12 protein-coding genes are annotated in these 13,974 nt (G+C 59.4%); 10 read left to right on the forward strand and 2 right to left on the reverse strand.

The window, feature by feature from the left end; translation table 11 throughout:
- Nucleotides 1-34: 34 nt before the first annotated feature.
- Entirely contained in the window at nt 35-682 is a 648-nt protein-coding gene (locus tag AC2FFH_RS12160; RefSeq protein ID WP_496726849.1) for a DUF1007 family protein, read from the forward strand.
- Nucleotides 667-1,620: a nickel/cobalt transporter gene (locus tag AC2FFH_RS12165; RefSeq protein WP_496779522.1), complete on the forward strand. Its 954-nt coding sequence runs from the start codon at nt 667-669 to the stop codon at nt 1,618-1,620. Before AC2FFH_RS12160 ends, AC2FFH_RS12165 begins: the two co-directional genes overlap by 16 nt.
- Here the strand turns inward: AC2FFH_RS12165 and truA are convergent.
- Nucleotides 1,617-2,384: a tRNA pseudouridine(38-40) synthase TruA gene (gene truA, locus AC2FFH_RS12170; RefSeq protein ID WP_496767072.1), complete on the reverse strand. Its 768-nt coding sequence runs from the start codon at nt 2,382-2,384 to the stop codon at nt 1,617-1,619. The two genes, AC2FFH_RS12165 and truA, sit on opposite strands and share 4 nt — an antisense overlap.
- Nucleotides 2,385-2,491: 107 nt before the next feature.
- Here truA and AC2FFH_RS12175 point away from each other — a divergent pair, with 107 nt between their 5' ends.
- From AC2FFH_RS12175 to AC2FFH_RS12210, 8 genes are all read left to right on the forward strand, one after another.
- Nucleotides 2,492-3,907, forward strand: coding sequence for a YcjX family GTP-binding protein (locus tag AC2FFH_RS12175; RefSeq protein ID WP_496844497.1), 1,416 nt, complete (start codon nt 2,492-2,494; stop codon nt 3,905-3,907).
- Complete coding sequence (locus AC2FFH_RS12180) at nt 3,904-4,359, forward strand: GNAT family N-acetyltransferase (protein WP_496767071.1); 456 nt, start codon at nt 3,904-3,906, stop codon at nt 4,357-4,359. Before AC2FFH_RS12175 ends, AC2FFH_RS12180 begins: the two co-directional genes overlap by 4 nt.
- Nucleotides 4,352-5,341 carry a YcjF family protein gene (locus AC2FFH_RS12185; RefSeq protein ID WP_496726854.1) on the forward strand — a complete coding sequence of 330 codons (990 nt, stop codon included), beginning with the start codon at nt 4,352-4,354 and terminating at the stop codon, nt 5,339-5,341. The genes AC2FFH_RS12180 and AC2FFH_RS12185 overlap by 8 nt, the downstream gene beginning before the upstream one ends.
- 54 nt (nt 5,342-5,395) lie before the next feature.
- Nucleotides 5,396-6,106, forward strand: coding sequence for a VIT1/CCC1 transporter family protein (locus AC2FFH_RS12190; protein ID WP_496767070.1), 711 nt, complete (start codon nt 5,396-5,398; stop codon nt 6,104-6,106).
- A 282-nt stretch (nt 6,107-6,388) separates the two neighbouring features.
- A complete protein-coding gene (locus tag AC2FFH_RS12195) occupies nt 6,389-9,088 on the forward strand; it encodes a DUF2339 domain-containing protein (RefSeq protein ID WP_496844489.1) in 2,700 nt (899 codons plus the stop codon).
- 163 nt (nt 9,089-9,251) lie between these two features.
- On the forward strand, nt 9,252-12,164 hold the full coding sequence (ileS, locus tag AC2FFH_RS12200; protein ID WP_496767068.1) for an isoleucine--tRNA ligase: 2,913 nt from the start codon (nt 9,252-9,254) through the stop codon (nt 12,162-12,164).
- 82 nt (nt 12,165-12,246) lie between these two features.
- Nucleotides 12,247-12,702 carry a methylated-DNA--[protein]-cysteine S-methyltransferase gene (locus AC2FFH_RS12205; protein WP_282120675.1) on the forward strand — a complete coding sequence of 152 codons (456 nt, stop codon included), beginning with the start codon at nt 12,247-12,249 and terminating at the stop codon, nt 12,700-12,702.
- Between the two features lie 76 nt (nt 12,703-12,778).
- A complete protein-coding gene (locus tag AC2FFH_RS12210; protein WP_058273207.1) occupies nt 12,779-13,246 on the forward strand; it encodes a hypothetical protein in 468 nt (155 codons plus the stop codon).
- 3 nt (nt 13,247-13,249) lie between these two features.
- Here AC2FFH_RS12210 and AC2FFH_RS12215 read toward each other — a convergent pair whose 3' ends face one another.
- A complete protein-coding gene (locus AC2FFH_RS12215; protein WP_496740199.1) occupies nt 13,250-13,945 on the reverse strand; it encodes a CDP-alcohol phosphatidyltransferase family protein in 696 nt (231 codons plus the stop codon).
- Between the last annotated feature and the right edge of the window lie 29 nt (nt 13,946-13,974).

Below are 13,974 nucleotides of genomic sequence, written 5' to 3' on the forward strand. Positions count from 1 at the left end.
TGCCGGGCACGGGCCAAGCCCCTATCTTTTGCCTATGCGATGGCTCATAACCCTTTTCTCCTGTTGCCTGCCGGTTCCGGTATTGGCCCACCCGCATGTCTTTATCGACACCGGGCTGGAATTTATTGTGGATGATAGCGGCCAGTTGACCCATGTCAGGGTAACTTGGGCGTATGATGAGCTTTTCTCTTTGTTTCAGCTTGAAGATATGAAGCTGGATCAGGATTCCGATGGCATTCTGACCGAGAGCGAAGAAAAGTTTCTGTCCGGCTTTGATGCCCAGTGGGTCGAAGGATATAATGGCGATCTCGTGGTGTTCGCCGATGGTGCGCCGGTCGATTTGTCAGGGCCGATGGAGGCCAAAGCGACCACCGAGGATGGCCGTATCGTGACAACCCACTTGCGCGCGGTGGAAGGCGGTGGAGTGCCGGCAACCGCAGTCGTCGCAAAAGCATATGATGAATCTTACTACACGGCTTATGAAGTGACCCGCCCGGTATCGGTATCTGGACCCACCTCTTGTCAGATCAGCCGGATTGACGCGGATATTGACGGGCAACTGGCGCAGATGCAGGCGTTCCTACAGACCTTGGACGCCGACTATGACCTTGAAGAAAACGATATCCCCCTGGTTGGGGAAAGCTTTGCGACCGAGGTCCGTCTTTCATGTCCAAGTACCTGATTGTTCCTGTAGCCATCGCCGTTGGTCTGTTGCTGTGGTTTTGGGGCAGCGGTGGTTTTGACCATTTGGCCGCTTGGGCCGCTGGTGAGCAGCGGGAGTTTCAGAACCAGATCGCCCGCGCTTTGCGCGCCGCGCGTGCGGAACAACCCGAGGCCGTGGCAACACTGCTGACAGTCTGTTTTGCTTACGGCTTTTTTCACGCCGTCGGTCCTGGCCACGGCAAAGTACTGATCGGCGGTTATGGGTTGGGTCGCAACGTGGCCTTTCTGCGCCTGTCCGCGATCAGCTTGTTGTCCAGCTTGGGGCAGGCGGTGACGGCAGTGGTTCTGGTCTATGCCGGGGTACTGGTGTTCCAGATGTCTCGGGCAAGCCTTGTCGACACGACTGAAAAGGTTATGGCCCCGATCAGCTATGGTGCCATTGCAGCGATCGGTTTGTGGTTGATTTTTCGGTCCATTCGCAGTTTTGCGCGACGCCATCGCAGCCAAAACGTGCATCATCATGGCCACGACCACTCGCACGACCACTCGCACGAGGATGGTCACGAACATCACGACCATGACCATGGTGTCTGTTCTGATTGTGGGCATCGCCATGGTCCTACTGCCGACGAAGTGGCCCAAGTCGGTAGCCTGCGCGAAGCGGTGGTGTTGATCGCAGGAATTGCCGCGCGCCCCTGTACCGGAGCTCTCTTTGTTCTAATCCTGACGTGGCAGATGGGTATCGCGATGGTCGGCATTGCTGGCGCTTTCGCAATGGCGCTGGGCACGGCGACCGTCACAACTCTGGTCGGTTGGACGTCGTTCGGACTGCGCGGAGGGCTTCTGGCCTCGGCTTCGGCGACGCGATTTGCCTCGGTTCTGGCTCCGACGATTGAACTGGTGGCAGGGCTGCTGATCGCCGTGATTGCAAGCGGTCTGCTGTTGCGCGCGATTTAACCGAACACGGACTCCGGGTACCTGACCCGCGCCAGATACAGCCCTTGCGGCGGACATACCGGCCCGCAAGCGGCGCGGTCGGTGGCCTCCAACGCATCCCGTACATCTTCGGGCGACCATGTTCCGGCACCAACACGTTCAAGCGTTCCAACAAAGCTGCGCACTTGATTGTGCAGGAAAGACCGGGCGCGAACGTGAAAATGAACCTCTGGTCCGGAAAAGCCTTCAACCTGTTCGACCCGCAGCTCATCCAAGGTTTTGACCGGGCTTGCAGCCTGACAAATCGAAGACCGGAACGTGGTAAAATCATGCCGCCCGATCAGCATGTCCGCGCCCGCCTGCATCGCGTCTACGTCCAGTTGATGGTTGATCCGCCAGACCTGCCCAGCGTCATGCGTAGCAGGTGCGCGGCGCATCAGGATGCGGAACAGGTATTGCCGTTCGAGCGCTGAAAACCGCGCATGCCAGTCATCGTCTACCCGTGCTGCTTTAACGATGGCAACAGGCTGCGGTTTAAGGTGATAGTTCAGCGCCTCAGACAGGCGGAACGGATCCCAGTCCTTGATCAGATCACTATGCGCAACCTGTCCCAGTGCGTGCACACCCGCGTCTGTACGCCCGGCCGCGGCAATTGTGTGATCGCCGGGTTGAATACATGACAAGGCCTGTTCGATTGCCCCTTGAACAGACGGCAATTCCTTTTGCCGCTGCCATCCGGCAAACGGCTCCCCCTGGTATTCGACTTTCAGCGCGTATCTAGGCATGGCCTGCTGGTAACGCGCCGTGCCGCTACGGGCAAGAGTGGGAAAGCGCTGGTATGTCCGACAGCCGCTACCTATCTTGGGAAAAACGAAAAAAGCGGGGCGACGGTTTGGTCATCTCATCTCTGGCAGACAGTCTGACGCGCGGCGTCGAATCCGTGGGTGACCGCGTGTCTGAGGCATTGTTTGAGCCGGTGATCCGACTGGGTGTCACCGGGCTGGCGCGTTCAGGAAAGACAGTATTCATCACGTCTCTGGTCGCGAACTTGCTGGACCGGGGGCGGATGCCGGGCCTCGTGGCGCAGCAAGAAGGGCGGATCAACGCGGCTTACCTGCAGCCGCAACCAGACGACACCGTGCCCCGGTTCGACTACGAAAATCACCTGGCGGCGCTGACCGGGCCTCAGCCGCACTGGCCCGAAAGTACGCGCGCAGTGTCAGAACTGCGTTTATCGTTCAAAGCCCGTCCCGCCGGGCTTTTGTCAGGGTTGCAGGGACCACGCACTATCCATCTGGATATCGTGGATTACCCCGGCGAATGGCTGCTGGATCTTGCGTTGCTGGACAAAACCTATGAGGTCTGGTCGCAGGAAACACTGGAGCGCATCGCCAATCGCAATGAGGCGACGACCTTTCTGGCGCAGGCAAAGGCGGTTGACCCTTCTGTCAGCCACGACGAACCAAAGGCCCAATCACTGGCCAAAGAATTCGCCTCTTATCTGAACGCAGCCCGCGATGCCGGGTTCTACGACTGTACGCCGGGGCGGTTCTTGCTGCCGGGCGATCTGGCAGGCTCGCCGGTGCTGACATTTGCACCCTTGCCGGTCGAGGGTCACGGCCCGCGACGCAGTCTGCACCGCGAGATGGCCCGGCGATACGAGGCCTATAAATCTCAGGTCGTGAAACCGTTTTTCCGCGATCATTTTTCCCGGATCGACCGTCAGGTGGTTTTGGTGGACGCGCTGGGCGCGATCCATAACGGGCCACAGGCAGTCGAGGATATGCGTCGCGCGATGGCCGATATCCTGTCGGCGTTTCGGCCCGGACGAAATGCGTGGCTTAGCCAGTTGTTGCTCGGCAAACGGGTCGAGCGTATCCTGTTTGCGGCCACCAAGGCGGACCATTTGCACCATCTTCAACACCACCGCCTGACCAATATCATGGAGGCCCTGACCCGCGAGGCGCGCGATCGCGCGAGCTTCGCCGGGGCCGAGACGGCGGCGCTGTCGCTGGCCTCGTTAAGGGCAACGACCGAGGAAATCCGCACCCATAACGGAGCCGAGCTGCCCTGCGTGCGTGGAACCTTGCTGGGCAGCGGCAAGCAGGCCGCTTTCTATCCCGGTGATCTGCCGGAAGACCCGACGCATTTGCTTGGCCCGGCGCGCAACGGGTCAGAAGGCTGGCTGGGCGGGGATTATGAGTTCATGGCATTCGCGCCGGCACACCTGACACTGCGGCCCGGGGATGGCCCGCCACACATACGGCTGGACCGCGCAGCCCAGTTCCTGATCGGAGACCGGCTGTGAATTTCATTCTTCGCCCCGCCCGCAGCACGGATGCCGGTGCCGCCGGAGAGATTTTGCATGGCTTCGCCCGTGAAAACGATTGGATGCCGGAACTGCACTCGCAGGCGGAAACCATCGCGTTTTGTGGCCGTATGATTGAATTGGATTGGGTGACCGTGGCCGAAACCGGTGACGGTGTGATCGGGTTTTTGGCGCTCAACGGTGCCGAAATCCACTCACTGTACCTGGCACCTGGGGTGCGGAGGCAGGGGATCGGTCAGCAATTGCTTGAACATGCCAAATCGTGCCGGTCCGAATTGTCATTGTTTGCGTTTCAGGCCAACCATCCAGCGCGCCAGTTCTATGAGCGCAACGGCTTTACCGAGGTTGCACGCAGCAGCGGCGCTGACAATGACGAGAACCTTCCGGACATAAAGTATGTCTGGAACAGTGAAGGAGCATCCAATGGCTAAGGGGCCGGTTCTGATTGATCTGGAGGGTGATGAACCCGCGGCTGATGTGTCGCAAGCACCTCCGGTCCCGGATATCGCACAACCTCAGGGTCAGGCGATGCAAGGTGCGGCGCGTTTGGCGGCGCACAAACCTTCGACCCTGTCGCGGTGGTTCTGGGGTTTGGCGCTTGCCGCGCTTGGGGCTGTTGTTTCAGTGGCGGCTTGGGACTTTGTGAATTCCCTGATTCTCCGCGCGCCGATCATAGGATGGGTGATTACGGGTTTGTTTGCAGCGCTGGTGTTGGTCGCATTGATCATCGCTGTGCGCGAGCTGGCCGCAATCGGACGGTTGTCCCGCGTGGACGGGATGCGTCACGCGGCCGATACTGCGTTGGCTGAGGATGATCTTGCGCAGGCGCGCGCAGTCACGAACCGATTGATCTCGTTTTACAAAGGCCGAGACGAAACCCGTTGGGGGCGCGATCGGCTGTCCGAACGGATCGACGAACAATTTGACGCGTCTGGTCTGCTGACCCTGGCCGAGGACGAGCTGCTGGCCCCGCTGGATGTCGCTGCCAGTCGCGAAGTCGAGGCTGCCGCGCGTCAGGTTGCAACGGTGACGGCGTTGGTGCCTTTGGCGCTTGCGGATGTTGCGACCGCGCTGGCCGCTTCTTTGCGGATGATCCGGCGTATCGCGGAAATCTATGGCGGGCGCGCAGGGTTTTTGGGCAGTTGGCGACTGACGCGGGCCGTGTTCGTGCACCTTGTGGCCACCGGGGCGGTGGCCGTGGGAGACGACCTGCTGGAACCTGTGCTTGGGGGATCAATCCTTAGCAAACTGTCGCGCCGGTTCGGCGAGGGGCTGGTCAACGGCGCGTTGAGTGCGCGAGTCGGGGTCGCCGCGATGGAGGTCTGCCGTCCGCTGCCCTTCTCGGATCGGCACAAGCCATCGACCCGCGGCATCATCAAACGTGCTCTGGCTGGCTTGTTTTCCAAAACTTGACCTGACGCAAGGTACAGTGGTTGGCTGTCGTGCATAACAGTGTCAGAGCCAGCCATGACCGATCACGGACACAGCCAGCAAGAGATTGCAGAACGCATCAACGCGCCACCGGGGCGCGGTGTTTTGCGGGATGTGGTCTATGGTGGGATCGATGGGTCCGTAACCACCTTTGCCATTGTGGCGGGTGTAGCCGGGGCGGGCCTGTCACCCTTTATTATCGTTGCGCTGGGACTGGCCAATGTATTGGCGGACGGGTTTTCCATGGCGGCGGGTAATTACTCGGGCACCAAGGCCGAGCTGGACAATATCCGCCGCATCCGGTCCATCGAAGAACGTCACATCAGACTATACCCGGAAGGCGAGCGGGATGAAGTGCATGCGATCTTGTCGCAAAAGGGCCTGTCGGGGCGCGTGCTGGATGAGGCCACGGACGCCATCACAGCCAACCGCGACAATTGGATCAATCTGATGATCGAGGGTGAATACGGATTGGGCAGCGTCGATCCGAACCCGTTCAAAGCCGCGATGGCAACGTTTTTGGCGTTTCTTGTGGCCGGCATGGTCCCGCTGCTGCCGTTTCTGCTGTCGTTCGATCGGGCTTTTCAGCTCTCGATTACCATGACCATGGCGGTCTTCTTTATCATCGGAGCTCTGAAAAGCAGGTGGTCACTGGCTCCATGGTGGCGGTCAGGTCTAGAGACTTTTGCGATCGGCGGCGCCGCCGCACTGATGGCGTATTTTGTTGGCTCGTTGTTCCATCCCTAGTTATAAGAAGTACCGCTGGGCACGCGGTGTAGATTGTCAATTTTTCAAAGTCGATGATGGACCCTGATCTGATCCGGCGACGGTAAAACTTGTCGACGCCTGTTTCTCATCTGGTTCGATTGCCGCTGTGTTGGTCATCATCTGGTTGATGGTTGCCGGACTGTCCCTTGGCTGGGGATAAGGCGTTCTGAACTGCGTAGCCCGCAAAAAACACGGTTTTTCGGACTGTTGCGCAGATCGACACCCGGCTAGGTTGACGGCACATTTGCCCGGAGGCCTCTGTTGGAATCGCTGCTCGTACTCGTTGGATTGATCGTTCTGGCCGTCCCGGTGGCCATCCTTGTTCTGTTGGTATCCCAGGTTCGACTGCGCCGCCGGGTGGAGCAACTTGAACAGCAGATTCGCACACTTGGTGGCGACCTGCCAGCGCCAGAAACAGTACCTGAATCGACGCAAGCGAGGGATAAAAAGAGCTCTCCGTGGCCGGCAATCAAAACAGAACCACCCGAGGTCGAAACGAAAGAAGGCACCTCAGCACCTGAGCCACAAAAGATACCCCTCCCCGAAACGGCGAAGGACGATCGAATCGCCGCACTGAGCGCTTGGCTGCGCGAGAACTGGTTCTATGCGGTATCCGCCCTGTCTTTGGCGCTGGCTGGCGTTTTTCTGGTCCAATACGGGGTCGAAAGCGGGTTGTTGTCGCCAACGATGCGCGTCATTGCGGCCCTGATGTTCGGCGCGACGCTGATCGGCGCGGGTGAGGTGATCCGCCGGAAGTATGGCGATGACGAGTCTTCAGCCACAGCTTATCTGCCATCGGTCTTTTCTGGGGCCGGGCTGGTGACGCTGTTCGGTGGCTTGCTGGCTGCAAGGCAGTTGTACGATCTGCTTGGTCCCGAAGCGGCCTTGATTGCCATGATTGCTGTTGCGCTTGTGGGGCTTGTTTTGGGCTGGTTCCACGGCCCCTTGCTGGCGGCCGTCGGTTTGATTGGTGCGTTTGCGTCACCCTTCGTGGTGGGCGGGACCTCGACCGATCCCGGCTGGTTGTACGGCTATTTCTTTGTGATCGCCGTCCTTGGGTTGGGTATCGACACCGTGCGGCGCTGGGCGTGGATATCCGTTCTGACGCTAGTCGGGGCTTATTCCGCGTGCCTGCTGCTGGTGCTTTCGGCACCCGCGACCGAGTCGGGGTATCTTGTCGGCGTAACTGCATTGGCGATCATCGCGATCGCGATCCCCGTGCGGCGGATCTGGCCGGAACACGAGGGGCGCATGATCAGCGAAATCGTTACGATTCAAAAGGGCCTCCAGTGGCCAGAGTTTCCGACACGCCTTGCCTTTGGCGCGGTGAGCGTCAGCGCAGTAATCCTGGCGATACACTGGCCAGACTCAGCGGCCGAATTTTGGCTGGGAATCATGCTGTTGGCAGGCCTGACGCTGGGTTTGCTGACCTGGGCAAGCCAGGCGCGGGCCCTGCAAGACCTGACCATACTGCCAGCCGCTGGTCTAACTTGGTTCGTACTGATCCAAGGGTGGGACAACGGCTCTGTCGCGCGCCGCTTCGCTGAAACCTATGCCGAAACCGCCGAGGCGGATTTCCCGTGGGCGGTTACCCTGTTGGTGGCACTGGGTGCATTGATCTCAGGCCTTTCAGCTTGGCGATCGTTTCGCGCAACCGAGTACCGGGCTGTATGGGCGGGCGGTGCCGCAGTATTTGCACCGTTGTTGGCAATCGCGCTGGAGCTTGGATGGCATCCCGATGAAGTTATCGGAGCCTATCCGTGGGCGCTGCATGCGGTTGCATTGGCGGTGATGATGGTTGTTCTGGCCGGGCGTTTCGCGCGCGTCGACGGCGAAAACCGGCTGCGGGCGGCTTTGGTGACCTTGTCGGCTTTGTCTTGCCTGACCTTTGCCTGCGTGATTGTCCTAAGTTCGGCTGCCCTGACAATTGCTTTTGTGGCCGTGATCGTGGCCGCGGCGGTGCTGGATCGGCGCTTTGATCTTCCACCTATGGGTTGGTTCATCTGGGCTGGCGTCTTCACTGTCACGCTCCGGCTTGTACTGAATCCCGGTCTGGATTGGGCAAACTCGGCACCGGTCGCAGAAATGGCGCTTGTCTATGCCACAGCTGCTGTTGGATTTCTGGCGGCCTGGGCCATCCTGCGCCCATTGAACCGTCCGGTCATCGCGCTGCTTCTGGAAAGCGCCGCCTGGGCGACGGCGGGCATCTTGCTGTCCTTGCTGTTGCTGCGCTGGCTCGAAGGGTTTGGCAACGGCGGTGCCCATGACAGCCACTGGGGGCTGGGGCTTTTGTCCTTGATCTGGCTGCTGCTGGCCTGCGCGCAGGTGCGGCGGTTCGAACTGGGCGGAAAACTGAATTATGCGCGCTACGGGCTGGCGTTGTTCTTTGCGGCACATGGTGTTGTTCGCCTGGCGCAGGCGCTGACCGAGGCGAACCCATTGCTGAATGCGCAAGCTGATCCGGTTCTTGGGGTGCCAATACTGAATACCCTCGCCGTGGCTTACCTGTTGCCCGCCATTGTTTTGGCTCTGTCGGCTGCTTGGCTGCCTGCACTGCACCCGCGATGGAAACAAGGGTGCTTCGGTCTGGCAACAGCCTTGGGTGCCGTCTGGCTGGGCCTGACCATTCGCCATGTTTGGCAGGGGGCCAGCGGTATGTACGAAGGCAACGGTGTCACCCAGCCCGAGCTATACACCTACACCATGGCCCTACTGCTGATCGGTGCGGGGCTGTTTTATCAGTCACTCGCCCGTCGATCGGACATGATGCGCAAGGCGGGGTTGGTCGTCATTGGGCTTGCCGTGGCCAAGGTGTTCCTGGTCGATATCGCTGGTTTGGGGGGGCTGATCCGGGTGTTCTCACTGCTGGCGCTGGGCCTTGCGCTGGCCGGTTTGGCGTGGTTGAACCGGTGGGCCACGCTGCGCCATTCGCCGCATGGGGCGGAACCTCTGGACCATTAGGCGCGGGCGTCCTATAAGCCCGGCATGTATGACCGGATGGCCATCATTATTCGAATTATATCCCCGGCGCTCTGATTTCGCGAGACGCCGGGCAAAGGTGCTTGAGAATTCGCACTGACCGCTTCGATCCAAACACGACAAGATCATCCTGAGGACGCCCCAAATGTGCGCCGACACGACCCAAACACCTGATTACAAAGACACGCTGAACCTGCCCAAAACCGACTTCCCCATGCGCGCTGGCCTGCCCAAGCGCGAGCCCGCGTGGTTGGAACGGTGGGGGAAAATCGGTGTCTATGACCGCCTGCGTGAAAAAGAGAACCGCACGGCCTTTACCCTGCATGATGGCCCTCCGTACGCCAACGGCCACCTGCATATCGGCCACGCGCTGAACAAAACCATCAAGGACATGATCGTGCGGTCCCATCAGATGATGGGTCATGATGCGCGCTATGTGCCCGGCTGGGACTGTCACGGCCTGCCAATCGAATGGAAGATCGAGGAACAGTACCGCAAGAAGGGCAAGAACAAGGACGAGGTGAACATCGTCGACTTCCGTCAGGAATGCCGCAAGTTTGCCGAAGGCTGGATCGACGTCCAGCGCGAAGAATTCAAGCGCCTTGGTATCACCGGCAACTGGCCCGATCCCTACATCACAATGGACTATCACGCCGAGGCTGTGATCGCCGACGAGTTCATGAAGTTCCTGATGAACGGCACGCTCTATCAGGGCTCGAAGCCCGTGATGTGGTCGCCCATTGAGAAAACCGCGCTGGCCGAAGCCGAGGTCGAGTATCATGACAAGGAAAGCTTCACTATCTGGGTGAAATTCAAAGTCGTAAATGCTGGCGATCTGGATGACGCGTTTGTTGTAATCTGGACAACGACGCCATGGACGATGCCGTCGAACAAGGCTGTCGTCTACGGTAAGGACATCTCTTACGGCCTCTACGAAGTCACCGGAGCACCAGAAGAATGCTGGGCTAGTGCCGGAGACAAGTTCCTGCTGGCCGACAATCTGGCCGCCGACGTGCTGGGCCGTGCACGCCTGAACGACGACCAGTGGACTCGCGTGCGTGACGTAACCACCGATGAATTGGCCGGTGTCCAGTTGACCCACCCGCTGGCCGGGGCCGAAGGTGGCAATGGCGAATGGGACGACATCCGCGACTTCCGCGCCGCTGAGTTTGTAACTGACACCGAAGGAACCGGTTTTGTCCACTGTGCGCCGTCGCATGGTATGGAGGAATTCGAACTGTACCGTGATCTAGGCATGCTCGAGCAAGTCATCACCTACAACGTGATGGACGATGGCTCGTTCCGCGCTGACCTGCCGTTCTTTGGCGGTAAGTTCATCCTGTCCCGTAAGGGCGGTGAGGGTGATGCGAACAAAGCCGTCATCGACAAGCTGGTCGAGGTTGGCGGGCTGCTGGCGCGTGGCAAGATCAAGCACAGCTATCCGCATTCGTGGCGCTCGAAGGCTCCGATCATCTACCGTAACACGCCGCAGTGGTTTGCGTCTGTTGATCGCAAACTGGACGACGGCATGGGTGAGATGGGTGACACCATCCGCGAACGCGCGCTGCGGTCTATCGACGAGCTGGTGAAATGGACGCCGCAGACAGGCCGTAACCGCCTGTACTCGATGATCGAAGCGCGCCCGGACTGGGTCTTGTCCCGCCAACGCGCCTGGGGTGTGCCGCTGACATGCTTTACCAAGAAGGGCGCTCTGCCCACCGACGCGGATTACCTGCTGCGCAACGAGGAACTCAACGCCCGCATCAAGGCGGCGTTCGAGAAAGACGGCGCGGATATCTGGTACACTGACGGCTTCAAAGAACAGATCCTCGACGGCATCGCCAACCCGGATGACTACGATCAGGTGTTTGACGTTCTGGACGTGTGGTTCGACTCTGGTTCGACCCATGCCTTCGTACTACGCGACCGTGAGGATGGCACTGAAGACGGCATCGCGGACGTCTACATGGAAGGCACCGACCAGCACCGCGGATGGTTCCATTCGTCCATGCTGCAGGCTTGCGGCACCAAGGGGCGTGCGCCGTATCGCAACGTGGTAACCCATGGCTTCACGCTGGATGCCAAGGGCAACAAGATGTCCAAATCTCTGGGCAACACTATCGTGCCGGAAGAGGTTATCAAGCAATATGGTGCCGATATCCTGCGCCTTTGGGTGGCTCAGACCGACTACACCGCGGATCAGCGGATCGGGCCGGAGATTCTGAAAGGTACCGCCGACAGCTATCGTCGCCTGCGTAATACCATGCGGTTCATGCTGGGTTCGCTGGCGGACTTCACCGAAGCGGATCGTGTCGCGCCTGAGGATATGCCGCGTCTGGAACGCTGGGTTCTCAGCCGTCTGGCCGATCTGGATGAACAGGTGCGCAAAGGTTATGCATCCTTCGACTTCCAGGGCGTGTTCAGCGCCGTGTTCACCTTTGCCACGGTCGATCTGTCTTCCTTCTATTTCGACGTCCGCAAGGATGCGCTGTACTGCGACGGCGACAACCTGCGTCGCCGTTCTGCGCGCACCGTGCTGGATATCCTGTTCCACCGACTGACCACATGGCTGGCCCCGGTTCTGGTCTTCACCATGGAAGAGGTCTGGTTGGAGCGGTTCCCCGGCGATGACAGCTCGGTCCATCTGGTGGATTTCCCCGAAACCCCTGCCGACTGGCGCAATTCAGAACTTGAGGCTGCTATGGTCAAGATTCGCCGTGTTCGCCGCGCGGTGACTGCAGCGTTAGAAATCCAGCGTCAGGACAAGGTCATCGGATCCAGCCTTGAGGCCGCACCAATCGTGCATGTCGAAGACAATGACACCCGCGATCTGCTGGCCACTTTCGACGTGGACGACATGTGCATCACGTCTGGCCTGACCGTTTCGGGCGACCCGGCCCCTGCCGAGGCGTTCCGTGTGCCGGAAATCGAAGGCGTTGGCGTCGTGTTCGAAAAAGCAGATGGCGAGAAATGTCAGCGTTGCTGGAAGATCCTGCCGGATGTTGGTCGGCATTCCCACGCGGGTGTGTGTGGGCGCTGCGACGAAGCGCTGGGCTAAACATTCGAACCCCCGGCGTCACCCGCCGGGGGTTTTTCTTTCCCCGCTTGCGCTGGCCCCGGCGATCTGAAACGCTGTGTCCATGCCGATGATTTCCGTTGATACGCAGTTTGGCCGCCTTGGCATTGAAGAAACAGATGGCGCCATCACACGCCTTGTGTGGGATGGGCAGGACGACGGGCCGGACACACCCCTGTTGCAGGAAGCCGCCGCACAGTTAACCGCATATAACGAGGGGCGTCTCGAGCGGTTCGATCTGCCGTATCGTGTTGCCGGGTCAGACTTTCAGCGCAATGTCTGCGACCTGATGTATGCCATTCCGCTGGGCGAGACCCGAACGTACGGGGACATCGCGAAAGAGCTTGGGCAGCCACCCCAACCGGTGGGGCAGGCCTGCGGTGCGAACCCCATACCGGTGATTATACCTTGCCATCGGGTGCTGTCTGCCAACGGTCTGGGCGGGTTCTCGGGCGATGGTGGTGTCGAAACCAAAGTGGCCTTGCTGCGTCATGAACGAGCGGCGGGCCTTCTGATCTGAGGCGCGAAAATCAGTTGCAATCCCAGAGTTCGCGGCCCAACCTATATCAGTTACTGAATTTGAAGGACCGTATTGCATGACCGCCCATACAGACCCGGCCGCTCGCAAAAAGGCCATCATAGACCGCCTGATGTCGCTGGAAGAACAGGAACTGGCAACTGCGCAGGCGCATTACGACGCATTTCTAAAAGACTCGCAGCTGGACGACCGCGAAGGGCATGACAAGGATGACATTGCCGCCTCGCGCGAGAATGCGGATCTGGCGGCGGCGTTCGATGCACCCGTTCATGCGCACCACGCCAAGATTGATGTGATCGAGAACACGGATTTCAGCCTGACGGACCGGGTTCAGCCAGGCGCTGTTGTCAAGTTCAACAACCGCCGTTTCGTGGTCTGTGTTTCGACTACACGGTTCGAGGTGGACGGCAAAACCTATATGGGTATTTCAACCCAGAGCCCGATCTACCTGACCATGACCGGTCTGCAAGAGGGTGATGTGTTCACCCATAACGGCACCGAGTTCGAGGTTGAGGAAATCCTGTAGCGTTCAGTTGTTGCGCAGCGGGATAATTTGCTGCGCAATACCAGCTGAAACCAGGTAGAGGCTTGTAATCACCAACCCCCAATGCGCCCAGCTTTCGGGATGGAAATCGACCCAGGCAGCCCAACCGGCGAAGAACGTCCAGGCGAACGCGATGGGCAGTGACACGTTGCGCCAGCGTTCCGTCCGCACCGGGTGAATGAACTTCAACGGTAGGAACATCGCCAGCGACAACAGTGAAACCAGCAGCAGGATCACCCAGAAATTGGGCTCAAGCGCGAAGATCACGATGACAAACATGTTCCAGCAACCCGGAAACCCAGAGAACGAATTGTCCTTGGTTTTCATCCGCGTGTCCGCGAAATACATGGCGCTGGCAAAGGTGATCACGATGATCGCAAACCAGCCTGTCCAACCGTCCATCAGCCCCGATTTGAACAGCGCAAAGGCCGGAATGAACACGTAGGTCAGATAGTCGATGATCAGGTCCAGAAGAACACCGTCAAATTCCGGTGCGTTCTTTTTGACATGGTAGTGGCGCGCAAGCGGGCCGTCGATTCCGTCCACGATGAACGAGATCACAAGCCACAGATACATAAGGCTCCACTTTTCTTCGACCGCGGCCAGCATGGCCAACATTGCAAAGACGGCACCGGTCGCGGTGAACAGATGTACGGAAAGGGCTTTGAGTTTTATTGTCATTTGTGTCTCTTGGACGATGCGCGCTGCAG

It is taken from the genome of Ruegeria sp. YTSC003, assembly GCF_059609785.1.